At 32.2% G+C, this 25,379-nt stretch carries 27 protein-coding genes; 11 read left to right on the top strand and 16 right to left on the bottom strand.

Annotated features, from left to right (window positions below):
• Nucleotides 1–103 precede the first annotated feature (103 nt).
• Nucleotides 104–562: a hypothetical protein gene (locus C3L50_RS11025; protein WP_103806243.1), complete on the bottom strand. Its 459-nt coding sequence runs from the start codon at nucleotides 560–562 to the stop codon at nucleotides 104–106.
• Between the two features lie 887 nt (nucleotides 563–1,449).
• On the opposite strand from C3L50_RS11025, the gene C3L50_RS16220 reads away from it, so the two are divergent.
• The 5 genes from C3L50_RS16220 to C3L50_RS11000 all read left to right on the top strand — a co-directional run bounded on the left by C3L50_RS16220 (nucleotide 1,450) and on the right by C3L50_RS11000 (nucleotide 4,465).
• On the top strand, nucleotides 1,450–1,791 hold the full coding sequence (locus C3L50_RS16220; RefSeq protein WP_133158877.1) for a hypothetical protein: 342 nt from the start codon (nucleotides 1,450–1,452) through the stop codon (nucleotides 1,789–1,791).
• Nucleotides 1,792–1,814: 23 nt separating this feature from the next.
• Nucleotides 1,815–2,003, top strand: a complete 189-nt coding sequence (locus tag C3L50_RS11015; RefSeq protein WP_103806241.1) for a hypothetical protein — start codon at nucleotides 1,815–1,817, stop codon at nucleotides 2,001–2,003.
• 227 nt (nucleotides 2,004–2,230) lie between these two features.
• Complete coding sequence (locus tag C3L50_RS11010; RefSeq protein ID WP_103806240.1) at nucleotides 2,231–2,719, top strand: REP-associated tyrosine transposase; 489 nt, start codon at nucleotides 2,231–2,233, stop codon at nucleotides 2,717–2,719.
• A 129-nt stretch (nucleotides 2,720–2,848) separates the two neighbouring features.
• Nucleotides 2,849–3,511: a DUF4328 domain-containing protein gene (locus tag C3L50_RS11005; protein ID WP_103806239.1), complete on the top strand. Its 663-nt coding sequence runs from the start codon at nucleotides 2,849–2,851 to the stop codon at nucleotides 3,509–3,511.
• Nucleotides 3,512–3,634: 123 nt separating this feature from the next.
• Nucleotides 3,635–4,465 (top strand): hypothetical protein, encoded by an 831-nt coding sequence (locus C3L50_RS11000; protein ID WP_103806238.1) that lies wholly within the window; start codon nucleotides 3,635–3,637, stop codon nucleotides 4,463–4,465.
• Nucleotides 4,466–4,576: 111 nt separating this feature from the next.
• Here the strand turns inward: C3L50_RS11000 and C3L50_RS10995 are convergent, their stop codons facing one another.
• The 7 genes from C3L50_RS10995 to C3L50_RS10965 form a co-directional block, all read right to left on the bottom strand.
• Nucleotides 4,577–5,833, bottom strand: a complete 1,257-nt coding sequence (locus C3L50_RS10995) for a nucleoside permease (protein WP_103806237.1) — start codon at nucleotides 5,831–5,833, stop codon at nucleotides 4,577–4,579.
• A 393-nt stretch (nucleotides 5,834–6,226) separates the two neighbouring features.
• Nucleotides 6,227–6,871, bottom strand: coding sequence for a pyridoxamine 5'-phosphate oxidase (pdxH, locus tag C3L50_RS10990; protein ID WP_103806236.1), 645 nt, complete (start codon nucleotides 6,869–6,871; stop codon nucleotides 6,227–6,229).
• Between the two features lie 158 nt (nucleotides 6,872–7,029).
• On the bottom strand, nucleotides 7,030–7,935 hold the full coding sequence (locus tag C3L50_RS10985) for a ribonuclease Z (protein WP_103806235.1): 906 nt from the start codon (nucleotides 7,933–7,935) through the stop codon (nucleotides 7,030–7,032).
• A gap of 89 nt (nucleotides 7,936–8,024) precedes the next feature.
• Nucleotides 8,025–8,357 carry a ribonuclease Z gene (locus tag C3L50_RS10980; RefSeq protein ID WP_103806234.1) on the bottom strand — a complete coding sequence of 111 codons (333 nt, stop codon included), beginning with the start codon at nucleotides 8,355–8,357 and terminating at the stop codon, nucleotides 8,025–8,027.
• Between the two features lie 72 nt (nucleotides 8,358–8,429).
• The gene (locus tag C3L50_RS10975) at nucleotides 8,430–9,356 is read right to left on the bottom strand and encodes an aspartate carbamoyltransferase catalytic subunit (RefSeq protein ID WP_103806233.1); all 927 of its coding nucleotides are present in this window, start codon (nucleotides 9,354–9,356) and stop codon (nucleotides 8,430–8,432) included.
• 6 nt (nucleotides 9,357–9,362) lie between these two features.
• Nucleotides 9,363–9,902 carry a bifunctional pyr operon transcriptional regulator/uracil phosphoribosyltransferase PyrR gene (gene pyrR / locus C3L50_RS10970; RefSeq protein WP_103806232.1) on the bottom strand — a complete coding sequence of 180 codons (540 nt, stop codon included), beginning with the start codon at nucleotides 9,900–9,902 and terminating at the stop codon, nucleotides 9,363–9,365.
• A 140-nt stretch (nucleotides 9,903–10,042) separates the two neighbouring features.
• A complete protein-coding gene (locus tag C3L50_RS10965) occupies nucleotides 10,043–11,659 on the bottom strand; it encodes an ABC-F family ATP-binding cassette domain-containing protein (protein WP_103806231.1) in 1,617 nt (538 codons plus the stop codon).
• A gap of 494 nt (nucleotides 11,660–12,153) precedes the next feature.
• Here C3L50_RS10965 and C3L50_RS10960 point away from each other — a divergent pair, with 494 nt between their 5' ends.
• Nucleotides 12,154–13,590: an MFS transporter gene (locus C3L50_RS10960; protein WP_103806230.1), complete on the top strand. Its 1,437-nt coding sequence runs from the start codon at nucleotides 12,154–12,156 to the stop codon at nucleotides 13,588–13,590.
• 66 nt (nucleotides 13,591–13,656) lie between these two features.
• Here C3L50_RS10960 and C3L50_RS10955 read toward each other — a convergent pair whose 3' ends face one another.
• From C3L50_RS10955 to dnaK, 5 genes are all read right to left on the bottom strand, one after another.
• Entirely contained in the window at nucleotides 13,657–13,827 is a 171-nt protein-coding gene (locus C3L50_RS10955; RefSeq protein ID WP_103806229.1) for a hypothetical protein, read from the bottom strand.
• A gap of 138 nt (nucleotides 13,828–13,965) precedes the next feature.
• On the bottom strand, nucleotides 13,966–15,147 hold the full coding sequence (locus C3L50_RS10950) for an acetate/propionate family kinase (RefSeq protein WP_103806228.1): 1,182 nt from the start codon (nucleotides 15,145–15,147) through the stop codon (nucleotides 13,966–13,968).
• A 119-nt stretch (nucleotides 15,148–15,266) separates the two neighbouring features.
• Complete coding sequence (gene pta / locus C3L50_RS10940; protein WP_103806226.1) at nucleotides 15,267–17,360, bottom strand: phosphate acetyltransferase; 2,094 nt, start codon at nucleotides 17,358–17,360, stop codon at nucleotides 15,267–15,269.
• A 67-nt stretch (nucleotides 17,361–17,427) separates the two neighbouring features.
• The gene (gene corA / locus C3L50_RS10935) at nucleotides 17,428–18,498 is read right to left on the bottom strand and encodes a magnesium/cobalt transporter CorA (RefSeq protein ID WP_103806225.1); all 1,071 of its coding nucleotides are present in this window, start codon (nucleotides 18,496–18,498) and stop codon (nucleotides 17,428–17,430) included.
• Nucleotides 18,499–18,771: 273 nt separating this feature from the next.
• The gene (gene dnaK / locus C3L50_RS10930; protein ID WP_103806224.1) at nucleotides 18,772–20,661 is read right to left on the bottom strand and encodes a molecular chaperone DnaK; all 1,890 of its coding nucleotides are present in this window, start codon (nucleotides 20,659–20,661) and stop codon (nucleotides 18,772–18,774) included.
• 507 nt (nucleotides 20,662–21,168) lie between these two features.
• Between dnaK and C3L50_RS10925 the strand changes: the two genes are divergently transcribed.
• Complete coding sequence (locus C3L50_RS10925) at nucleotides 21,169–21,936, top strand: DpnI domain-containing protein (RefSeq protein WP_103806223.1); 768 nt, start codon at nucleotides 21,169–21,171, stop codon at nucleotides 21,934–21,936.
• Nucleotides 21,933–22,136 (top strand): hypothetical protein, encoded by a 204-nt coding sequence (locus C3L50_RS10920; protein WP_103806222.1) that lies wholly within the window; start codon nucleotides 21,933–21,935, stop codon nucleotides 22,134–22,136. Before C3L50_RS10925 ends, C3L50_RS10920 begins: the two co-directional genes overlap by 4 nt.
• Here the strand turns inward: C3L50_RS10920 and C3L50_RS10915 are convergent.
• On the bottom strand, nucleotides 22,131–22,613 hold the full coding sequence (locus C3L50_RS10915) for a DNA N-6-adenine-methyltransferase (RefSeq protein WP_103806221.1): 483 nt from the start codon (nucleotides 22,611–22,613) through the stop codon (nucleotides 22,131–22,133). The two genes, C3L50_RS10920 and C3L50_RS10915, sit on opposite strands and share 6 nt — an antisense overlap.
• Nucleotides 22,614–23,128: 515 nt before the next feature.
• Between C3L50_RS10915 and C3L50_RS10910 the strand changes: the two genes are divergently transcribed.
• Nucleotides 23,129–23,569 carry a hypothetical protein gene (locus C3L50_RS10910; protein ID WP_103806220.1) on the top strand — a complete coding sequence of 147 codons (441 nt, stop codon included), beginning with the start codon at nucleotides 23,129–23,131 and terminating at the stop codon, nucleotides 23,567–23,569.
• A 59-nt stretch (nucleotides 23,570–23,628) separates the two neighbouring features.
• Here C3L50_RS10910 and C3L50_RS10905 read toward each other — a convergent pair whose 3' ends face one another.
• Both C3L50_RS10905 and C3L50_RS10900 read right to left on the bottom strand, forming a co-directional pair.
• A complete protein-coding gene (locus C3L50_RS10905; protein WP_103806219.1) occupies nucleotides 23,629–23,988 on the bottom strand; it encodes a hypothetical protein in 360 nt (119 codons plus the stop codon).
• A 9-nt stretch (nucleotides 23,989–23,997) separates the two neighbouring features.
• On the bottom strand, nucleotides 23,998–24,297 hold the full coding sequence (locus C3L50_RS10900) for a hypothetical protein (protein WP_103806218.1): 300 nt from the start codon (nucleotides 24,295–24,297) through the stop codon (nucleotides 23,998–24,000).
• 258 nt (nucleotides 24,298–24,555) lie between these two features.
• Between C3L50_RS10900 and C3L50_RS10895 the strand changes: the two genes are divergently transcribed.
• Together C3L50_RS10895 and C3L50_RS10890 are read left to right on the top strand one after the other, a co-directional pair.
• Entirely contained in the window at nucleotides 24,556–24,906 is a 351-nt protein-coding gene (locus C3L50_RS10895) for a type II toxin-antitoxin system RelE/ParE family toxin (protein ID WP_103806217.1), read from the top strand.
• Nucleotides 24,887–25,192 carry a helix-turn-helix domain-containing protein gene (locus C3L50_RS10890; protein ID WP_103806216.1) on the top strand — a complete coding sequence of 102 codons (306 nt, stop codon included), beginning with the start codon at nucleotides 24,887–24,889 and terminating at the stop codon, nucleotides 25,190–25,192. The genes C3L50_RS10895 and C3L50_RS10890 overlap by 20 nt, the downstream gene beginning before the upstream one ends.
• The last annotated feature ends 187 nt before the right edge of the window (nucleotides 25,193–25,379 follow it).

Raw genomic sequence — 25,379 nt, 5'->3', positions numbered from 1 at the left:
TTTCAAAATAAATATCCTTAATATGACAAAATTAGACTTAGTGTCTTCAAAAAAAACTATTACTCAAATGTTATATCTAAATTTATAACTTTTTGCAAAAGTTTTATTTAAAAATAAAGAAAAGTGTAATTACAATTATTATAATAACTGTGAATACTAATAAGCCATTTAGATTAGGAATTTTTTCAATGTAAATATCTTTGTTACTCAAATTATAACCACATTTTGGACAATGTTTGTTACTGCCAACTGTAGAAATTTTTTGACAATGACCACATTTATATTTTTTTAAAGGCTCAATATTGCCAACATATTTTTCATCAGATTCTTTATTTTCCTGATATTGTTGTGGCTTATGTACTTGCTCCCCTTCTCCTGGTTTAAATTCATGTCCACAAGATAAACATGTTATTTTTATTTTATTACTTCCTATAGTTCCAGCGAGAATACCAATGCCTCCTGTTAACAATGCTCCAGCTACAGCTTTTTTTCCACTGAAACCTTTTTTATCCGAAGTTATTTGATTTGATCCACATTTTGGGCAATGTAATTCTGTACTCATTTTAAATTATAATTTTTATATTGCTTCTAATATTATTATTCTCAAATGTATAGATTTTTATGTAACAAACAAATTATATTTTTGATAAAAAATATGAATATATTTAGTAATGTAAATAGCTTTACAATGTCTCTAGCTTTCGACTTTATGTCTCCACTTTTTCATGAGAATATTGACTCTAGCGGGGCTCATTTTGACGTTTTAAATTTCAGAAGTAATAATCCTATAAGCACAACATAAAATCAAAACATTAGCTAAAAATAAAAAGTTATAATTTAAATTATTTGTAAGAAATAAAACCTACATTTGAATTTAAATACTATGTGGTATTTTAAACTACTATCTACCATTTATTAGGTAATTTCATTACAAATACATACAATTTTTAAGTCATACAAACAGATTAATATTAAAAAATCATGAGTGTTATTCCAAAAGATAAAAATGAATTTATTGCCTTTTTTAAAGAGAATATTGCTCTTTTACTTTTAGGTTTATATACTTTAAGCTTTGTAAATTATTATTTATATTATAAAAGTTTTGAAATATCCATATTCAATTATGTTGGAATAAATGATTTATTGTTTTTTAGTCTAGAATATATTTTCAAAATAATATTACTAATATTTATTAGTGAGGTAATACTTTTTATGATTTATGCTATGATTTTTAGTATTTACGAAAAATTTATAATATTCATTATCAAGAAAAAAGGGATGTTATATTTAAGTTCTAAAAAGGAAAATAAAGAACGAATAAAAAAGTTATTCGATAAAAATTTTAGTAATTCATTAAAGGTTTTCAAATTTGCAATTGTTTTTTTATCAATATTTACTATTCCATTTTTTTCGTATAAATTAATATTATACCCAACAATGCTTGTTTATATGGTTTACCATTTAGAAAAAATATCACAAGAAAAGGTTACTTATTTGATGCTTTCGGCTTCCTCGATAATTATCATTTTTTTTTCAATAATAACAACCTTAGTAAATGCATATAACAAAAGATTTGAAAAAGATGATTATATAATTTCGTTTAATGAAGATAAAGATTTCATATCTACTGATACCACAATAAGTTGCTACAATTATTTAGGAGAAACTTCATCCCCAGATGGCGCGAGCGTCCCGCTCGTGAACACAAACAAAAGTAACTACATTCAAAATTGTAATTGGCACGAGCGTGACGCTCGCGCTAGCAAAGAAAACGAACGGAACATAAATTAACTTTGAATCAAAAAATAATAAATATGGAAAATAAAAAAGGAATAAACTGGTTTTTTGCATTTATCGCATTGACTTTAGGTTTGACATTATTCAAACACATTGACTTTAAAAATTTCACGTTGAAAGAGCCAGCTTTTGATATTCTTTATTTAATTGTTTTTGTACTATCTATTTACTTTTTAATAAAAGGTAATAACCAGCCTGAAAAATAAAACCAAAGCTAGCAAGAGCGTCACGCTCGTGAAGCAAACAAAAGTAACTACATTCAAAATTGTAATTGGCACGAGCGTGACGCTCGCGCTAACAGTGATTTATTAGTCTAAACAGTCGCTAGTGCGAGCTTCTAGCTCGTACCCACAAAGTTGAGTAAACCAACTACAAACCCAAAAAAATTATAACTTTTTTGTTGTAAGAATATTTATATTTACAAAAAAGTAAAATGAGCCGAAAATATAAATTCCACGAAAAAGGCGGCGCTTATTTTGTAAGTTTTGCCACAGTCAATTGGATAGATGTATTCACAAGAGAGCTGTATTTTTCGATAATGACAGAATCATTAGACTATTGCAGAAAAAACAAGGGTATGGAAATTTATGGTTATTGTATTATGCCAAGTCATGTACACTTAATTTTCAGGTCGGCTTTAGGAGACCCATCAGGATTAATGCGTGATTTAAAAGGTTTTACATCCAGAAAAATAATGAAAACGATTCAAGACAATCCGCAAGAAAGCAGACGAGAATGGTTGCTTTGGATGTTTGAAAGAGCAGGAAAGAAAAACTGCAATGTCAAAGAAAAACAGTTTTGGCAACAAAACAACCAGCCTATAGAAATTTGGAGTTTGAAAGTGTTTGAACAAAAACTGAATTATATACATAATAATCCTGTCGAATCGGGTTTTGTAACCGACCCCACAGATTGGAAATAAAGCAGCGCCAGGAATTATAGCAATAACGACAACACCATTTTAGAAATAGATTTGAATTGATTGTGATAACGGGTACGAGCTTGAAGCTCGCACTAGCCCCAAATAAATACTAAAAATTAAGAAAAATAAATGCAAGATTTAAAACCAAACGAACAGCGGTCTCAAAATGCAATTCTCCTCATTTGGATTGCTTTGGCACTGAATTGTATTTCATTAGTTTCCAGCTATTTTCAATATGATTTACTGCAAACAGCTGCCAATGGAGGCGAAATTTCGACAGAAGCAGTAACTTCAAATGACAATCGGGAACAAGCCATTGGTATCATTCAACTTATTATTTTTGTGTTGTCTGCAATTACTTTTATTCAATGGTTCCGACGGGCTTATTTTAATCTTCATTTGAGAGTGAATCACTTATCGCAGACCGAAGGTTGGGCTGCAGGTTGTTGGTTTGTGCCCATTGTAAACCTATTTAAACCGTATCAAATCATGAAAGAATTGTTTCAGGAAACCCATTTATTTTTAAAAAGAAATGAGGTGCATACAAGGGAGCACTTATCAATAGCTTCCTTGGGTTTATGGTGGACATTTTGGATTATGGATCGATTTGTTGGACAGTTTGTCTTTAAATATTCTATGAAAGCTGAAACAATTGATGAATTGACTACGAGTACAATTGCTCAACTAATCTCCAATGGCATTGGAATAGTATTAGCCATAATTACAATAAATATCATTACGGATTATAGCAAACTCGAACTAGTAATGCACAAAGTAAAAATAACGGAATGAAATATAGCAACAGTAATAAAGCTCAAATCAATAAATCAAACAATTACTAAAAGAAACGAACTAATCATTCTCAAACATATCTGAAATATTTTCCATATTTACACAATCAAACCAAATACACAAATGAAAAAAACCTTCCTACTCCTGTTCGTTATTACATCACAACTAAGCATTGCCCAAACCAAAAACGAATTGGATTTCAAAATTCAATACAATCCTGAAACCAAATACGATCAAACAATGGATCAAACAAGTCATTTAGAAATGACCTATTCAGGCGATCCAGAAATTATCCAAATGTTGAAAGACAAAGGAATTCAAAACCCAACCATTACTGACAATAACTCAATAATCGAATCTGTTTGCAAAACGGGAAAACTAAAAGACAAAACCTATTACCCATTAACAATTGAGTTTCTGAAAACTACAAGCAGCAACAACAAAATAGCAATTCCAAATGGCACTATTATCTACGGAAAAGGAACCATTGGAAATATGCCTACATTAGATTCTATTGTATCAGCTGATTTAAGTGATGAATTAAAAAAAACTACATTAGAAACGGTGCAATCTACTTTTTCTCAATTGAATTTTCCAGAAAGAAAAGTCAAAGTAGGCGACGTTTTTACGGTAGATTCTCCCCTATCCATTCCAATTGCCAATGCACAATTGGATATGACCATTACTACAACTTATAAATTAGTAAGCATCAAAAACAATGTTGGCAATTTTGATATTTCACAAGTATATACAATGAAGGCTAATACAGGCAAATTCCCAATTACCGCAACAGGAACTGGAAAGGGAAAATTAGAATATGATGTAATTCATAATTTCAACCTCAAATACCAAATTGATATGGATATGTCTGCCAACCTAAAAATCGAGAAAGTGGAATTATCTATTGTAACAAAATCTGGAATAACTCAAACTGCGAGAATTTCGAAAATCTAAAACTGTTTGAAATCAATATTGGCTAATTTTACTACTATTTTAGCATTTCAACCACAAAAAAACCTCCTTTAAATCAGTTTTAAAGGAGGTTTTATATTTATAAAATTTTTGTTAATGACTCACATTCGCCACTTCTTCAGGATTGTGTTTGTGTTTGAACATAACTGAAAAAGCAATCGCAATTACCAAAGCATAAGTTGCAAATGCCAACCAGATATTGTGCCAGTCTCTCACGCCATCGTGGGTAAAAAAAGCATCAATCACTTGTCCGCTAATGATTCCGCCAAAGAAAGCGCCAAAACCATTGGACATCATCATAAACAATCCTTGTGCGCTAGAACGAATCTTGGAATCGGTAGTGGTTTCGATAAATAACGAACCCGAAATATTAAAGAAGTCAAAGGCCATTCCGTAAACAATGCACGACATAATAATTAAGGATGTTCCTCCAAAAGAAGGGTCGCCATAAGCAAAGAAGCCAAAACGCAACACCCAAGCTAACATAGAAATCAACATCACTTGCTTGATTCCAAATCGCTTCAAGAAAAACGGAATCGCCAAGATAAACGCTGTTTCCGAAAATTGCGATATAGACATTATTAAAGTAGATTTTTGCACTACAAAACTATCTGCGTATTGAGGCATATTTCCAAATTCAGACAAGAATACATCTCCATACATATTGGTCAATTGCAAAGCAGCTCCCAAAAACATCGAGAAGATAAAGAAAACAGCCATTTTGTAGGTTCCAAATAATTTAAAAGCATCCAAACCTAATTTTTGAGACAAAGAAGAACCTTTTTCAATCAATTTTTGAGGTGGACATTTAGGCAAGGTAAAAGCATAAATTCCGAGAATAAAGGCAGCAAAAGCAGATATATAAAACATATTGGCCGACGCTTTGTTTCCTGACAAATTAGTGAGCCACATAGCAGCAATAAAACCAATAGTTCCCCAAACCCTGATAGGCGGAAAAACCTTGACAACATCATAATCATTATTTTTCAAAATGGTGTAAGCCACTGAGTTTGACAAGGAAATCGTAGGCATATAACAAAGCATCGCCCCAAAAATTACCCAATAAAAAGTAGCCGGATTATCAACTTGCGGAATATAACAAAGGGCTAAACCTCCAAATATGTGTAGAATTCCGTATAATTTTTCAGCACTAACCCATCGATCGGCAATAATTCCAATCAATGCTGGCATTAAAATCGAAGAAAGCCCTAAGGTTGAAAATATGGCACCAAATTCGGCACCACTCCATTGCTTGGTTGCAAACCAATAATTACCAACAGTTATCAGCCAAGCTCCCCAAACAAAAAACTGAAGAAAACTCATCAGTGTTAGCCTATTCTTAATATTCATACCATTTAATTTTAATTAAAAAAACATCTAATCTATTGGGTAAATCTAAGAATAATTTAAGATATTTAAATTAAAAACGAGAATTCTTTTATATAAAAAAACCGTCTCTTGGGGAGGGGACGGTTTTTCTAACTAACTTTCAACTAAATCTCAATTATTTAACTAATTAGGTTAAGTTTTTAATGGTAGATTGTGGGGCAAACTTTTTAAAATCTTACTAATTGAGTATGTTGCTTTAATTTCTTGGTGTAAATATAGAACAATTACCGATTAAAATACAAATAAAATCGACAAAATACACAATATTGCAATATTAATATATATATTTCCTACAAAAATATTGTTTTTTTACATTGCAATATCAATAAAAATAAGGAGTTCAATAATTAGGATTTAAGGTGCAAGTCTATCTATTTTCCAAAAATAATCATCTTGCAACTTATATCTAATTCTGTCGTGAAGTCTATTGGGGCGTCCTTGCCAAAATTCAACTGCTACAGGACGAATTAAATAACCTCCCCAATAATTAGGTCTTGGGATTTCTTTGCCTTCAAAATCGTGTTCTAATTGTTTCAAACTCTCTTCTAAAACGCTTCTAGAGGCAATAATTTCACTTTGATTGGAAACTATTGCACCCAATTTACTTCCTGTTGGGCGAGATTCAAAATAACCATCAGATAAATTCTCCGAAATCTTCTCGGCAATTCCTTTTATAATAACTTGGCGTTCTAAAGATGACCAAAAAAAGGAAAGACAAAGATTGGGATTATTGGCTATAGCTCTACCCTTTTCAGAATTATAATTGGTATAAAAAATAAATCCTTCATAAGTAAATTGCTTCAAAAGCACGACTCTAGACTTTGGAAATCCATCCAATCCAAAAGTCGAAACCGTCATAGCATTGACTTCATCTACACCGCCAAAATCTTCGACTTCATGAAACCATCTGTTGAATAAATTGATAGGATCTTCTGGAATATTGGTTTCCAAAAGTTCACTTTTTTCGTATGATTTTCTATAATTACTTAAATCTTCCATTGTTTAATTTCTTTAGTTGCAAAAATAAGCAAACTTATACTCATAAAAGAGTTTAGCGCAAATGTATTATCTTGATATTTGTCACGCTGTAAGCGTCTAAATTATGTTGCTAGATTGTAATTTGAGACGCTTACAGCGTGACAATTGGAATGATTAAATCAAAACTCAAAACATTTTCCATCTTCTGCTAAAAGCACATTCGGAAAAATAGTTTCGGCTTGCTCTTTAAAAAGCTCAATGCTTTCATATCTAGTAGAATAATGCCCTAAAATCAATTGTTTGACGTTGGCTTTCAAAGCTATTGTCGCAGCTTCTTTTGCCGTAGAATGCATCGTTTTGCCTGCCAATTCTTCCTCTGAATCCAAAAAAGTAGATTCGTGGTATAATATGTCAACACCATTAATAATAGGAATTATAGCTTCATTATAAACCGTATCCGAACAAAAAGCATAACTCAAAGGCAAAACTGGATCGAAGGTCAATTTATGATTTTCGATCACTCGTCCGTCATCCAGCGTGATGTCTTTTCCGTTCTTGATATTTTGATAATAACATTTTTCAATTTCGTAGTTTTGAACGGCATCCAAGTTCAATTTTCGCTCCCTACGTTTTTCTTGAAATAAAAAACCATTGGTGTAAACTCGATGTTTTAAAGGAATTGTCTTTACTATTACTTTATCGTCTTCAAAAACCACTTCACTTTCTTTGGATTCTAATTCGTGAAAAAACAAGTCGTATTTTGTCCAAGAATTAGACAATCGCAACTGCAAATTGATGATTTCCTTGATTCCTTTTGGCCCATAAATATGCAAATCGGTAGTTCTACCCAGCAAAGCAAAAGTAGAAATCAAACCAATCAATCCAAAAAAATGATCGCCGTGCAAATGCGAAATAAATACATGATTAATTTTCGAAAATTTGATTTTGTTTTTGCGCAACTGTACTTGAGTTCCCTCACCACAATCGATTAAGAATAATCTGTTTCTGATTTCTAAAACCTGTGAAGTCGGATTGGTAAAAGTTCTTGGAGTTGCGGCATAACAGCCGAGGATGGTTAGATTCATTTTTTAGTGTTCAGTCGCAGTAATCAGTATTCAGTGATAATTAGCTGAAAAAATCTAAAATCTGCAATCGTTAATCTTCATTCAAAAATCTAAAAGCCCAAATCTCTTTCGATTTCTTCCATTTCTATAATATCGTGCGCTTCTTGAACCGATCGAACCACAGCCAATTTATGAGAAATCGCATTAAAATCAAACTCTGATGATACTACAACAAATGATTTTTTGTTTTTTTTATGGGTTTTGGAAAGAGGCAAAAAACTTTCAATATCTTTAATCGAAAGAGTTTTATGCATTCGAATATCAACAATAATATTGCTTTTTTGGAATGTTTTATATTCGTTAGTCAATTTCAAACGAAATGAATCCAAATCACCTTGAGTATCTTTGATAGTCACCGTGTGTCCTTTTTGTTCTACTTTCATATGTTGAAATTTAGGGTATTGCTAATTAACAAAAGATATTTATTGTTTGAAAGGTAGTAAAAAAAAAAAGAATTATTGAATTTTTGAAGCCAATAAATAAATTACAGCCATTCGAATGGCAACACCATTTTCTACTTGATTCAGTATGATGGATTGTTTAGAATCGGCAACATCTGAGGTAATTTCCACACCACGGTTGATGGGGCCAGGATGCATAATTAAGATTTCTTTATCCAGTGAATCTAGCAAGGTTTTGTCTAATCCGTATTGTTGAGCATATTCTCTTGTAGAAGGAAAAAAGTTAACATCCATTCTTTCGTTTTGAACACGAAGCATATTAGCTACATCACACCATTCCAATGCTTTACGTAAATTAGACTCAACCGTAACTCCAAGTGATTCAATATACCTTGGAATCAAGGTATTTGGTCCACAAACTCTAACTTCGGCACCTTGCATTTGCAAAGCGTAGATATTAGAAAGAGCAACTCTAGAATGCAAAATATCTCCGACAATGACCACTTTTTTACCTGCAACATCGCCCAGTTTTTCTCTGATGGAATAGCTATCTAGCAAAGCTTGTGTAGGATGTTCATGTGCTCCGTCTCCAGCATTTACAATACTGGCTTTTACATTTTGCGATAAGAAATGAGCTGCTCCAGGATTTGAGTGTCGCATTACCACCATATCTACTTTCATCGACAGGATGTTGTTTACGGTATCAATTAGAGTTTCTCCTTTTTTGACAGAAGATTGTGCTGCCGAAAAGCTAATCACGTCAGCAGACAACCGTTTTTGTGCTAATTCAAAAGAAAGTTTGGTTCGGGTACTGTTTTCGAAAAAGATGTTGGCAATGGTAATGTCTCGAAGTGAAGGCACTTTTTTGATGGGACGATTGATAACTTCTTTAAAATGATCGGCAGTTTCAAAAATGAGGTTAATATCTTTTTCATTGATATATTTAATTCCCAATAAATGATTTACACTTAACTCGCTCATTTTCTATTATTTATTAATTAAATAAACAGCATCTTCGCCGTCTTGTTCTTTCCAACACACTAACACTCTTTCGTCATTGATAGCATCTACCTGACGACCACGATAATCGGGTTGAATAGGCAAATGGCGACTAAAACGACGGTCGATTAGCGTCAATAATTCAATTTCAGATGGCCTTCCAAAAGACTGAATAGCAGTCAATGCCGACCTAATACTTCGACCTGTATATAAAACATCGTCAATGAAAACGACTTTTTTATTTTCGACAATAAAATCGATTTGAGTTTTGTTGGCTTCCAATGGTTTGTTGGTTCTGCGGAAATCATCTCTAAAAAAAGTGATGTCCAAATAGCCCAAAGCAATTTTTGAAATATTGTATTCCTTTTCCAACATATCTTTTAATCGCCGTGCTAAAAAAGTACCACGTGGCTGAATACCAACTAGAATAGTATCCGAAAAATCAAGATGTTTTTCGACTAACTGACAGGCCAAACGATGCAGAATGATATTGACTTCCTTTGAAGTGAGCAATACTTTTTGACTCATAATGAAGTGTTGTTTGAAATGTAAAGATATACTATTTTTTGAAATTTTAAAATTGGTTTATTTATAAAAATTTTCACAAAAAATCCCGCTGTATGCAACGGGATAAAATCTTTACTCTATTATCTATACTCTATTCTCTTTTAAGAATACATCTTAGTTCTTAATTCCTGAACGCCTTCGTTATCCAAATATTCGTCAAAAGTCATATAGCGATCAATCGCTCCTTTTGGAGTCAATTCAACTACTCTATTTCCAACAGTTTGAGAAAACTCGTGGTCATGAGTGGTAAAAATTACTGAGCCTTTAAAGTTTTTCAAAGAGTTATTGAATGCTGTAATCGACTCTAAATCTAAGTGATTTGTAGGTTCGTCCAACATTAAAACATTGGCACGCTGCATCATCATTCTAGACAACATACAACGCACTTTTTCGCCTCCAGATAAAACTCTACAAGTTTTCAAGGCTTCTTCTCCAGAGAAAATCATTTTCCCCAAGAAGCTTCTAATATTCACTTCATCGCGTTCTTCTTCAGTTTTCACCCATTGACGCAACCAATCTACCAATGAATCATCACTTTCAAAGAAAGAATGGTTTTCTGCAGGCAAATAGGCTTGAGTTGTAGTCACTCCCCAATCAAATATCCCTGTATCGGCTTTCTGTTTGTCGTTCAAAATTTCATAAAAAGCGGTTGTAGCACGAGAATCTTTCGAAAAAAGTACAATTTTATCGCCTTTGGCCATATTCAAATCGACACCTTTAAAAAGAACTTCCCCATCAACCGAAGCGCTTAGGTTTTGTACATTCAAAATTTGATCTCCCGCTTCGCGTTCTTGGTCAAAAATAATAGCTGGATAACGACGACTTGACGGTCTAATTTCTGAAATATTCAATTTAGAAATCATTTTTTTACGAGAAGTCGCTTGTTTGGATTTGGCCACATTCGCAGAAAAACGACGAATAAATTCTTCTAATTCTTGTTTCTTTTCTTCGGCTTTTTTGTTTTGTTGAGCCCTTTGTTTAGCTGCTAATTGACTGGATTCATACCAAAAAGTATAGTTCCCTGAATAATGATTAATTTTTCCAAAATCTATATCCGAAATATGAGTACAAACCGCATCCAAAAAGTGACGGTCGTGAGACACAACGATTACCGTATTTTCATAATTGGCCAAGAAATTTTCTAGCCAAGCAATGGTTTCAAAATCCAAATCATTGGTAGGCTCATCCATAATAAGCAAATCTGGATTTCCAAATAAGGCTTGAGCCAAAAGCACTCTTACTTTTATTTTTCCTTCCAAATCAGCCATTAAAGTATAATGATTTTCTTCTGTGATTCCAAGGTTTGAAAGCATTGAAGCGGCATCAGAATCAGCGTTCCATCCATTCATTTCTTCAAATTGCACTTGCAACTCTCCTATTCTATCGGCATTTTCATCTGTATAATCCATATACAGTGCGTCCATTTCGGTTTTAATTTTATGCAAAACCTTATTCCCCATCATTACCGTTTCAAGAACCGTATGTTCATCAAACATATTGTGATTTTGATTTAAAACCGACATCCGTTTTCCAGGTTCTAGGTGAACATTTCCTGAAGTAGGATCCATTTCGCCTGAAATAATTTTTAGAAATGTAGATTTTCCAGCTCCGTTTGCGCCAATAACTCCGTAAACATTTCCGTGAGTAAAAACCGTATTTACTTCGTCGAATAAGATTCTTTTGCCAAACTGAACCGATAAATTATTGATAGATAACATAAGTTGTTTTTATAAAATTTTGTGCAAAAGTACAAAAAAATGTGCCATTTAAAATCCAAAATAATGAACAAATTGAATTATTTCATTTTTCATCACTCACTCTAAACGGCTATAAAAATTTCTGATTAAAAAAATGTAGGCACTTAATTTTAACACTTGATTTGCTTAATACATTTGATTTAAAACTAATCCATTTCATAATAGTATCATTTGTATAAAAAAAATAGTTCCAGAATCATATACATGTTATCAAAAAAGCTAATATGTCCATTATTTTGAATGATACGTCCATTTTAGATTATAAATAATTACTGTATTTTTACCTCTTAATCAAGTGAACTCTTTGTATTATTATTTTTCAAAAATACAGTTGGTTGAACAAATCGTGTTGTTGGTATAATTTCCATAACATTTGAGCTAAAATGTTTTTTATTTGTTTCTATTCAGTTTATATTTACAGTAATTTACACTAATCTAATAACCATTTTTAAATTATGAATTCAGAAAATTCACAAACCAAATGGGGGCAATTTATTCCCCTTGTAACCGTATTCTTTTTTTGGGGATTTGTTGCAGCGAGTAACGATATTTTAATCCCAGTATTTAAAAAAGCATTTGATTTAACACAAGGTCAAAGCCAGTTTGTATCTATCGCTTTCTACATCTCATACACTGTAGGTTCTTTAATATACATGGGAGTTTCTTTAGCATTAGGAAAAGATTTAGTTAATAAAATTGGGTATAAAAATGGACTAGCATTGGGATTGGTAATTTCGGCTTTAGGAACATTATTATTTTATCCCGCGGCCAATACGGGTTCATATCCTTTAATGTTGGCTGGTTTATTTACCGTGGGTTTAGGATTTTCATTGCAACAGACTGTTGCCAATCCATTAGCCATTGCTTTAGGACCAATAAAAACGGGTTCACAACGTTTGACATTAGCGGGAGGAATCAATAATTTTGGAACAACCATTGGGCCACTTATTGTAAGTTTTGCCATTTTTGGAGCTGCCGCATCAGGAAACACAGATATGAGTATTGAAAGTGTAAAAATCCCTTATTTGATTTTAGGTTTAGCCTTTATAATTGTAGCCGTTTTATTGAAATTTTCATCCTTACCTGAACATCCTGAAACCATTGTAGAAACTACTGAGGAAGCTACTTCTACAAAAACTACCGCTTTGCAATACCCACAATTGTTAATGGGAATGTTAGCTATCTTTTTATATGTTGGTGTTGAAGTTGCAACTGCAGCCAATTTACCAGCCTATATGGAATCTAAATTAGGATTTGCCATTGGTGATATTGCCCCATATGTTTCATTGTATTGGGCAAGTTTAATGATTGGTCGTTGGACAGGAGCTGTTGAAGCTTTTACTGACGACATGTCTATTCAAAAAATATTACGTTTCGTAGCACCTTATTTGGCGTTTGGAGTTTTCTTAATCGTAAATGCCATTGCAAAACACGATTTAACACCTTTCTATGTTTATGGATTAATCATTTTAGTTTTAATTGCTGCCGATATGGCTAGTAAAGGGAATCCGGCTAGAATGTTACTTATTTTTTCCGTATTAGGTGCTATTGCATTATTTACAGGAATGGCTACTTCAGGAATGATTAGTGTTTATGCTTTTACTAGTGTTGGTTTATTTTGTAGCACGCTTTGGCCATGTATTTTTACTTTGGCCGTTAGTGGACTAGGAAAACACACCAGCCAAGGAAGTAGTTTCTTGATTATGATGATAATGGGTGGTGGAATTATAAGTTGGACCCAAGGATTTGTGTCTGATAGTATCGGAATTCAAAACAGTTATATAGTTGGCGTTTTATGTTTTGCTTATTTGGCGTTTTATGCTTGGAAAGTAAGCGGAATTCTGAGAGCTCAAGGAATAGATTTTGATAAAAAAATCAGTGGAGGTCATTAATATCCAAAAACATCTTAACAAAAAAAAGGACTCAGAAATGAGTCCTTTTTTTATTTAGCAACAATCTTAAACAGATTGTTCTGCTTCTTTTTTTGCTTTTTTTTCTTTGTAAGCTTCCCAAGTTGCTCCTCCTACCCAATAGGATACGAAACCAACCAAGAAAAACATTAACCAAAATCCTATAGTAAGAACGGTTAAGAAAAGTAAAAAGCCTAAATACTGTTGAAATTCAAACATGTTTTCCGGAATTTTGAATGTAGCGACAAATGTATGTTTAATATTTTTTCTTAGCAATAAAAATTGATACTATTTTATTTATTACACTTATTTATTCCTTTTCAAACGCCTTTAATGAAATTCAGGTTGACTCGTTGATTACGATAGCAATTCAAATACTTGATTGGCAATTTCTATTTCTTCATTGGTTGGAATCACTAAAATTTTAGCTTTGGATTGTGGTAAATTGATTTCTCTAATTTCTTTTGAACGAATTTCATTTTTTCCGTTATCTAATTCAATTCCGAAAAACTCCATATCAGTACAAACTAATTTTCGAATGAAAGACGAATTCTCACCAATTCCAGCAGTAAAAATAATGGCATCTAAACCTCCTAAGGCTGCAACATAAGAACCAATATATTTCCTGATTCGGTAGGCATTCATATCTAATGCCAATTGACATTCTTTGTTTCCTTGTGCTGCATTAGACTCAATATCTCTCAAATCGCTAAAACCTGTTAAACCCAACATTCCGCTTTGTTTGTTGAGCATCGTGCTAACTTCATTAACTGTATAACCCAATGAATTCACCATATAAAAAATAGCTGACTGATCTACATCCCCACTTCGAGTTCCCATAATCAAACCATTCATTGGTCCAAAACCTAAGGTTGTATCAATACTTTTTCCATCTTTTATGGCAGCCATACTACACCCATTTCCAAGATGTATGGTGATTATTTTAGAAGATTTCTCTAAATAAGCTTTTGCTTGTTCAGAAACATATTTGTGGCTAGTTCCGTGAAAACCGTAAACACGAATTTTGTTTTCTGTTAAAAGAAAATTGGGAATAGCATATTTATAAGCTTCTACAGGAAGTGTTTGATGAAATGCTGTATCAAAAACCGCAACTTGTTTAGCCGATTCAAAAATCTCTTCGGCAACTACTATTCCTTCAAAATTGGCTGGATTGTGCAAAGGAGCCAATTCAAAAAGTTGTTTAATTCTATCTTTTACTTCCGCATCAATAATGGTTGTATTCGAGAAATCACTTCCTCCGTGAACCACACGATGCCCTACTGCATAAATTTCATTAGTGCTTTTTATCACCCCAACTTTTTCATCCATCAATAAAGCAGCAATTTTTTTTAATCCTTTTTTATGATTAGGAATTGGAATTGTCTTTTCGATTTTATCTGTTTTGGTAACATAACTTAAATTTGAAGTCTCCAAGCCTATTCTGTCAATCATTCCTGAACAAATGATTTCTTTTGAAGGCATTTCGATTAATTGGTATTTAATGGATGAACTTCCTGAATTTATAATTACTATTTTCATTTTTTTTGATTTTTTCCTCAGCTCAAAGAGATTTGGAGATTTATTTTATAATTATTTTCCTTTACTGCAAAAATTGTTAAACCGTTTAATCGATTACACAATAAACCAATTCAATTGTTTTACAAACCTTGAGCTTGAATTGCAGTAATAACTACTGTATTGATAATATCGTCAACGGTACAACCACGACTCAAATCGTTTACAGGTTTGTTTAATCCTTGTAACATTGGACCAATTGCCAAAGCTCCTGTTTCTCTTTGAACGGCTTTGTATGTGTTATTTCCTGTATTTAAATCAGGGAAAACCAATACACTAGCATGTCCTGCTACTTCAGAATTTGGCATTTTGCTTTGTCCAACTTCTAAATCAACGGCTGCATCATACTGAATTGGACCTTCAATTTTCAAATCAGGGCGTTTGCTTTTAACGATTTCAGTAGCTTCTCTAACTTTATCAACTTCATTACCTTTTCCTGATGAACCTGATGAATACGATAGCATAGCTACTTTTGGTTCGATTCCGAATGCCAAACTTGAATCGGCCGATGAAATTGCAATTTCTGCTAATTGTTCGGCTGTTGGGTTTGGATTAATCGCACAATCTCCAAAGATAGAAACTCTATCTTCTAAACACATAAAGAATATGGACGAAACTACTGAAGAATTAGGTTTTGTTTTGATGAATTGCAAAGCTGGCAAAATAGTATGTTGGGTGGTATGAGCCGCACCCGAAACCATTCCGTCTGCATGACCTTTATAAACCATCATTGTGCCAAAATATGAACCGTCTTCCATTAAATCTTTGGCAATTTCCAAAGTCATTTTCTTTTCTTTTCTCAGCTCATAATAGGTATTCACATAATCATCATAATTGTTATCTTTTCTAGGATTGATTAGGTTCACTTTAGTAAAATCGATATCTAAACCTAATTCGGCCGATTTGCTGATAATTTGTTTAGTGTTTCCTAAGATAGTAATATCGACCACATCCATCAAGTACAGTCGGGCTGCTGCAATAAGGATTCTATCGTCGTTTCCTTCCGGTAAAACAATATGTTTGCGATGTTGTTTGGCTCTTTTTACTAAGTTGTATTGGAACATCTTTGGAGTCATTCCTTCTACTTCAAACTTGATGAATTTCTCAGTCAAACTATCTAAATCCACATATTTTTCGAAGGTATCTATCGATATTTGAATTTTTTGTTTGTTGTTGGCATAAATTTTAGGTTTGATATCCCCTATTTTATTAGAAATCACATAAGTACCTTCTTTTACTGCAATAACTGGTACAACTGGCGAAAGACCTTCAATTAATTTAAGAATCGTGTCTTCTGGAATAATATTCCCCGTCAAAACGATTCCAGAAATCGAAGGATAATTTTTAGATTCATTAGCTTGTAAAGCACCCAAAATAATATCGGCTCTATCACCCGGAGTAATTACTAATCCGTCTTCTTTTAGATGATTTAAATAATTTCTTAATTGCATCGCTCCTACGCTAAAACTAGAAATTTGATTGTTCAAATAAGACTCTCCAAACAATACTTTAGCATCTAAAGCTTTTACAATTTCTTGAATTGTGGTGTTCTTTAAACTCGGAATCATCGGAATAGCATTGATCAAAACTCCGTCTGGTAAATTTTTCTTCAAACCAGAGGTAACCAATTCTATGTTTTGTGACTCTACTTTATTACCAATAACGGCCAAAACTTCAACATCTTTTTGCTTAAATGAATCATAGGCTAGACACATTCCATCAACCAATTCATCTAATGTTTTGTTTACTCCTGAGCCTACAATAATTGCTGGAATTCCAAGATTTTTAGCAATAAGTACATTCATATCCATTTCGATAACTGCACCTTCACCTATAAAACTAGTCCCTTCGACCAAAACAAAATCAAATTGTTCTTCTAGTTGTTTGTATTTTTCAATAATCAAATCGATTACCTCTCCTAGTTTTCCTTTGTTTTTCTTTTTAATCAATTTACTTTTCTTGATAGCATAGGCATCGTGAAAAGAAATATCCAACCCAAAATGGTTGATTACTGTATCGATATGATTATCTAATTCGCCTTCTTCAAAATCTTCGACTATTGGTCTAAAATAACCCACTTTGGCAGTCCTGCCAATAAGCATGCTCATTAAACCCAAAGTAACAATAGATTTACCACTATTTTCTTCGCTTGTTGCGATGTATATCGCTTTATTCATTTTCTTTATTTTTTAATTTATTATATTCTTAAGTTAAATTTACTTTTTTCTTTTAATCATTTTAAATTCAAAACCAATTCCGCTTTTTAAAATAAAACAACATTCCCAAAACAATTAAAATCATTATGCCAACAACTGTATAATAACCGTGTTCATATTCTAGCTCAGGCATATACTTAAAATTCATTCCATACACACCCACTATAAATGTAAGCGGAATAAAAATTGCCGAAACAACGGTCAACGTCTTCATAATTTCGTTCATTTTATGACTTTGTGCCGAGAAATAAAAATCAGAAGCACTATGAAGTGTACTCATATCAGACTCAATTTGTTCTAAAAGCTCTAAACTCTTTTGATGTAACCTTGAATAAAAACTAAAATTTTCATCTTCAATTACATTAAAAACATTATCGTCTTTCATACTTTTTATATCATACAACGAATCTCGAAGCGGTGTGATGGCTCTCTTTAAAAAATTAAAATTATCCCGATGCTGTTCAATTTTTTCTAAAATAATGGGACCTGCATTTTTCTTTGTCAAATCAATCAATTCTTCTATTTTGTCTTCTTCATTTTCTAATGTAATATAGAAATTCTCCATAATTGAATCCAGAAGAATATACAGCAAATAATCCGCTTTTTTGCCTCTAACAATTCCGGAATGTGTTCTAATTCGCTCTCGAATATGGGTAAAAAAATCACTTCTTTTTTCCTGAAACGAAATCAAAACTCCTTCTTTTATCAAAAAACTAATTTGTTCGGCACAAATATTATCAGAATCTCCTGCTGGCAACAAAGATTTTATATTAAAAAATAAAACATCATGTTGCTCTTCTGTTTTTGTCCTTCTATTCGTATTCAAAATGTCGGCGAGCATAAAATCGTCTATTTTAAAATAGAACCCCACCTTTTTTAACAAATCAATATTATTAAGACCGTGTATATTGAGCCAATTTGCTTTTTGATAATCAATACATTTTTCAATATCAAAAACATTAAAATCCTGATATTCTGATAAATTCAAATCATCATAAACAAACAATTGCATCTCTGAATCTGTTTTTTTATGAATTCCTGTGTATTCCAGATTATAGGGTTGTATTTTTCTCCCTTTTTTGTATTTGATCTTTCTCATTCAAATTGTTTTATGAAGTAATATTACAAAAATCTTTTTATACGAATATCAAAATTAATTGATTATGATTTTTTAAAATAAAAAACAATTTAGCAAAACTACTTCACGTTACAAATGTATTTATAAATAAAAAGCATATTTATGAGATAAATCATTTGTTTATTCAAAATAAAATTATAAACCTTTTTAAACATAAAAAAAACCGAGCCATTGCTGACTCGGTTTTGATTTTATAAAGAGAGATACGATATATCGCGTCTCGACGAGAAATAATTATTTTACTTCTTCGAATTCAACGTCTTCTACGTTGTCTCCTTGAGGTTGTTCTCCCTGTGGTTGTTGAGCACCACCTTGAGCTTGTTCTCCTTGAGCATACATTTCTTCAGTAGCTTTTTTCCAAGCTGCGTTGATGTTGTCAAGCGCTTTTTGAATAGCTGGAATGTCTTGAGATTGGTGAGCCATTCTCAATTCAGTCAAAGCATACTCGATAGCTACTTTGTTATCATCAGTCAATTTTTCTCCAAGTTCTTTCAATTGAGACTCGGTTTGGAAAATCATTCCATCAGCTTCGTTCAATTTTTCAGCTTTTTCTCTTGCTGCTTTGTCAGCATCAGCATTAGCTTCAGCGTCTTTTTTCATTTTTTCGATTTCTTCAGCAGTTAACCCAGAAGAAGCTTCGATACGAATATCATGAGATTTTCCAGTTCCTTTGTCAGTTGCCGAAACTTTAATGATACCATTAGCATCAATATCAAAAGTTACTTCAATTTGAGGAACTCCTCTTGGTGCTGGTGGAATACCATCTAAGTGGAAACGACCAATTGTTTTATTATCAGCAGCCATTGCTCTAGCTCCTTGCAATACGTGAATTTCAACAGTTGGTTGAGAATCTGCAGCAGTAGAGAATACTTGCGATTTTTTAGTTGGAATAGTTGTGTTAGACTCAATTAATGTAGTCATAACTCCACCCATAGTTTCGATACCTAAAGACAAAGGTGTAACGTCAAGTAACAATACATCTTTTACATCTCCAGAAAGAACTCCACCTTGAATAGCTGCTCCAATGGCAACAACCTCATCAGGGTTAACTCCTTTAGACGCTTTTTTACCGAAGAATTTTTCAACTTCGTCAGCGATTCTTGGCATACGAGTAGAACCTCCAACCAAGATCACTTCGTCAATATCAGAAACTGATAAACCTGCATCTTTCAACGCTTTGGCAACTGGAGCCATAGAACGTTTTACTAATGAGTCTGTCAATTGTTCGAATTTAGCTCTAGTTAATTTTTTAACTAAGTGTTTTGGTCCTGAAGCAGTAGCAGTAACGTATGGCAAGTTAACTTCAGTTTCAGCAGATGAAGACAATTCAATTTTTGCTTTCTCAGCTGCTTCTTTCAAACGTTGCAATGACATTGGGTCTAAACGCAAGTCAATACCTTCTTCAGCATTGAATTCGTTAGCCAACCAATCGATAATTTCGTGGTCAAAATCGTCTCCACCAAGGTGAGTATCACCATTTGTAGAAAGCACTTCGAAAACTCCATCACCTAATTCAAGAACAGAGATATCAAAAGTACCTCCACCTAAATCGTAAACAGCAATTTTTTGATCTTTTCCTTTTTTATCCAAACCATAAGCAAGCGCAGCTGCAGTTGGTTCGTTGATGATACGCATTACTTTAAGACCTGCAATTTCACCAGCTTCTTTAGTAGCTTGACGTTGCGCATCGTTAAAGTAAGCAGGAACAGTAATAACTGCTTCAGTAACTGTTTGACCTAAATAGTCTTCAGCAGTTTTTTTCATTTTTTGAAGTGTCATAGCTGACAATTCTTGTGCAGTGTACAAACGACCATCAATATCCACACGTGGCGTATTGTTATCTCCTTTTACAACTGAATAAGAAACTCTTTTAGCTTCGGCTGAAACCTCAGAAAAAGAATGACCCATAAAACGTTTGATAGAAGCAATAGTCTTAGTTGGATTAGTTACCGCTTGTCTTTTTGCAGGATCCCCTACTTTAATTTCTCCACCTTCAACAAAAGCGATGATAGATGGTGTTGTTCTTTTTCCTTCTGCGTTAGGAATAACAACTGCTTCATTACCTTCCATTACAGAAACACAAGAGTTGGTCGTACCTAAATCAATTCCGATTATTTTACCCATTTTTAGTTATATTTAATTTTATTGAATACTTATTTTAACGGTTCGAGTTGCAATAGTCAATCTTTGTGCCAAGGCTATGGCAGTCTGTAAATTGTCAGTTTATGGCAAAATTGGCGGAAAATAATATGACAAGATGACATTTTTACTCCCCCTTTTGAGGGGTGACCGAAGGTCGAGCTGTGTTTTTTTTTGGATTAATACTGACGGTTTTCAGGAGCTATTTCCCGCTATTCGCTCTATCTTTATGTTCTTAAAGAAAGAACATAAAGGATGCCGCTGCTATCGGGGCTAGGGCAATTGGGGAATCAATTGTATAAAGAAATTAGGCAGACAATTAACGAACCAAAATAAAGAATATCAAAAAGGAAAATCATAGATTTGCAAGACTCTAAATTATAATACGAAAATTACAAGTAAAATGGCAAAACCTTTTTTAAAATGGGCTGGTGGTAAAACGCAGTTGACAACTTCTGCCTTTTAATAATCATTGCAAAAAAATCGTTTTATATGAACTTAAATTTCAATTTGAAACTTAGCGAAGGGTACAAAAGCAACTCACAGATTGCAAGAGTTTTAACCGAAAACTGGGTTAAAGAAAATTCATATTGTCCAAACTGTGGTCAATTACCATTGAACGATTTTGAAAACAATATGCCAGTTGCAGATTTTTATTGTTTAAAATGTAATGAAGAATTTGAATTAAAAAGTAAAAACGGAAAATTAAGTTCCATAATCAATGATGGTGCTTATGAGAGTATGATTAAAAGGATTACTTCGGATACAAACCCAAATTTTTTCTTTTTGACTTATGATAATAGTGTTGTAAATAATTTTTTAGTAATTCCTAAACAATTTTTCACACCTGATATAATTATTAAACGTAAACCTTTATCTGAAACTGCAAAACGAGCAGGTTGGATTGGTTGTAATATTGATATTTCAAAAGTTCCAGAAAGCGGAAGAATCTTTATAGTTGAAAATTCAAAAATAATTGATAGAGAAAAAGTGCATATAAAATTGAAAAGCACGGATTTTTTAAAATCTAAAAGTTTAGAAACGAGAGGTTGGATATTAGATATTTTAAATTGTGTTGAAGAAATTAAAAAGCAATCATTTACATTAGACGAATTATATGCATTTGAAAATAAATTGAAAATTAAATATCCAAACAATAATCATATTAAGGATAAAATCCGTCAACAATTACAGTTTTTGCGAGATAAAGGATTAATAGAGTTTAACGGAAGAGGAAATTATAAAAAAATTGAACTATGAAAAAATTTATATTTATTTCACCCGAAGGTACAACAGAAGCTCCAAACAGTTCATTCGAAGTAAATAATATGCAAGTAATTGGAATTGTCGAAAATGTTACCAATGAAGATGAAGCATTAAAAAAACTTTTAATTGAAAATGATTGGATTATTGATGCCGAATTCAATATATCCGAATTCATCGTTTATGAAATCTTATAATTTTAAATCCAAATATCTCCCTTCAATACCAGAATTTTTTAAAGCCAAAGCATTCTCTTTTCCGTAAGCAATAAATACACTTGGAGCACCGGGCGTTCCTGCTTGAATACCCGAAATATGGTAAAATCGTATTCTTCCTTTTACGAATAATATAGCATCTGCATCATTCCAAATATGATCAAAGAAACATTTCGTTTCTGTCCTTGCAAAAATTAATGCAATTCCGTTTCCGTGAAATTTTAATTTCTCTAACCATAATTCCATTCCTCTTCCATAAGGAGGATTTAAATAAACTCTACCAAACCAATCTTTTGACAAACCATCATCAGAAATTGTAAAATTATTTTTTGCGTGCAAAAAAGGAGGGTTTATTGGACTACACGGGTCTAAATCAAATTTCCCTAGTTTAATCGCCAATTCAGGTGGTGTTAGCCATTCTACCTTTGTTTCTTTGCAACGTTCAAATGATGTATTCATAAAATATTATTTGATACAAATATTTGATCAATTTTTAATAAAAACAAATTATAATATGATCATTTTCAATAACTTATAAACATTTTTATAATTGTTTATGTAACAGGAAATTATATCTACTAGCTCCGCAAAGCCTCCGACTTTGAGGATGCGTTTGTCAGTCTATGATTGACATAAAATTAAACTCAAAATAAAGTCGGTTGAAAACCGAAAATCACTACCTCAAAGTCGGAGACTTTGCGGAGCCTTGAATAAATTATCTTGTCTTACCAACCATTACATTCCAAACTACTGTGCTATATTGCATTTTTAAATATACAACTTTTCTGTATTATATTGTTTTTTTTTGCTATATTTGTTTGACCCCAACTGGTACTCGATTGCATCGAGTACCTACTTAAATCAATAATCAAATCTTAGCGTTTGCAACGCAGTTTATCTCCATAATCCACCACGCCTAGCTTCAAAACAGTAGGTTATATTACAAAACAGAATCTATTAATTCAAGATATAAAATGACCAAAAAAAATATAAAAATATATACAATTACAAGCTTTACCGTAATTTTCCTTATCTCTCTTACTCAAAACGCAATAGTAGTTAGTAAGGATTTTCATAATGAAAATGTTTCCTCAATTAATTTATTCCTCTCTGGTGCTTTTGGTTGGATTTTAGGCGGACTTCTAGAATCTATAATTTGGCTTGCTAACCCTTTTGCATTTTTGACTATCGTATTCCTTTGGAAAAACAATAAAAAGGCAATGTCCACTGTTTCTGCTTCACTATTTTTATCTATTTGTTTTTCATTTTGGAATGAAATTCTACAATCTGGAAGTGGAAGAAATGACGCAATTGCACATTTGGATAAAGGATATTATTTATGGTTGTTAAGCATAATCGTGCTTGCGATTGGAACTTTCCTCTATTTCAAAAAAGCAAACGGTCTAAAAAAGTAAATTTTAAAAATAATGACAGTATTCAACCTCTTTTAAAGTAATTTAAAGGAGGTTTGTTTTTAGGGATATTTCACCTTTGCAATTTGAACTTTTGAAGTGTAATAAATCCCTATTTGAACCAAGGTAAAAGCGTAATAACCCCATTTAATTTGTTCATAGGTTTCGAAAAGAGAATCGAAAAACAGAATACAAATTAGTGTAATTAAAATTAAAGAGATATTGACGATAGATAATTTGTAAACCCATTTTATTCTTTTTATGAACGATAAAATCAAAATAGAAAACGAGATCAACACTATAAAAACAAAAGAAAAGGATCTAATAAATAATGACAAACCATCGTATTTGTGCTTTTTAAAATCTTTGATTACTTCCTTCCTAAACTCGGCATAAGAACCTTCAAAATATGCTCTTGACACAAAAGCTAATTAAAAGGCATTTTCATTAGTAACATCATCAACAAATTCATAAGCTTTTTTATAAATAGGAATATCTTCTTTTATTATTTCAGTAATAGTATCAGAGTTGATAATAGACTCTTTTCCTACTACAATTGGAATATTATTTTTAACCGAAGAAGTTTCAACTGCTGTGGTATCAATTGCCTCTACTGCTGGAGCATCAACATTTTTTGTCCAACCGTGACCATTACATTGGTCATAAAAAGGAGCCATCAATAATAAAAAAGCTACTAAAGATAGGACTTTGAGTAATCTAGTATTTTCCATTTGAAAAAATTAAGCTGTTAATAAAATCTTAAAAAATAAGAATCAAACTGTATGCCAAAAACATTCAATTAATTACACTAAAGAAGTATTATGAAAATAAATGAATATATTTATTTGAAGTAAAAGGAGGTTTTTTCACAGACTGATGTTGGTGAAAATGCCACAAAAAATATCCAGAAATATATACTTCTAAATTAAATTTTAAAATAATTAAAATTATAATGTTACACTTTAGCGCAACTTTATTAATTTTGCATTGTGGAAAAAGAAAAGAAAATAAGAACGGTAACATTTTACAAAGATTATTTTGTAGAATTTTTTGTAAAACAACGTGAAAAGGTTCAAGATAAAATTACTTGGACTTTGGAATTAATTGAACATTTAGAAAAAATTCCAGAAACTTATTTAAAACATCTTGAAAATACTGATGGTTTATATGAAATAAGAGTAAAACAAGGAAGTGATATTTTTAGAATATTCTGTTTTTTTGATAAAGGAAAATTAATCATTCTTGCGAATGGATTCCAAAAGAAAGAACAGAAAACACCCAAAAAAGAAATCGAAAAAGCATTAAAAATAAAAAAAGAATATGAAAGCGAAAACAACTAATTTAAAAACTCTTGCCGAATTCAAAGATGAATTTTATGGCAAAACAGGAACTGAAAAACGTGATAAACTAGAAAAAGGCTATGAACAATTCAAACTTGGTGCATTAATTCACGAAGCAAGAATTGAAAAAGGTTTAACACAAGAAGAACTTGCTCATAAAAGCGGAACTACAAAATCTTATATTTCAAGAATTGAGAACAATGTAAAAGAAGTAAGATTCTCTACCTTGCAAAAAATTGTAGAATTAGGATTGGGAGGAAAATTAGAGCTTGCAATAAAGTTGTAAATAAAGGCTCTATCCACCAACAGCCGCAGCTGTTACACAACCCTAATTTTTTAAAATAATCTTCTGACTAGTCCTAAATAATCGATACAGATTATTAGACAAATTTAAATAAATTAAACAGCATCAAAAACGTTTTTGGTGCTGTTTTTAGTTTTATAGGTTTTCATTAATATTTTATTTTGTTCGT

Source organism: Flavobacterium alvei, from assembly GCF_002920895.1.
GTDB classification, from domain to species: Bacteria; Bacteroidota; Bacteroidia; order Flavobacteriales; family Flavobacteriaceae; genus Flavobacterium; species Flavobacterium alvei.
The sequence above is the reverse complement of the archived record's forward strand: the minus strand, read 5'-3'. Positions and strand labels throughout refer to the sequence as shown.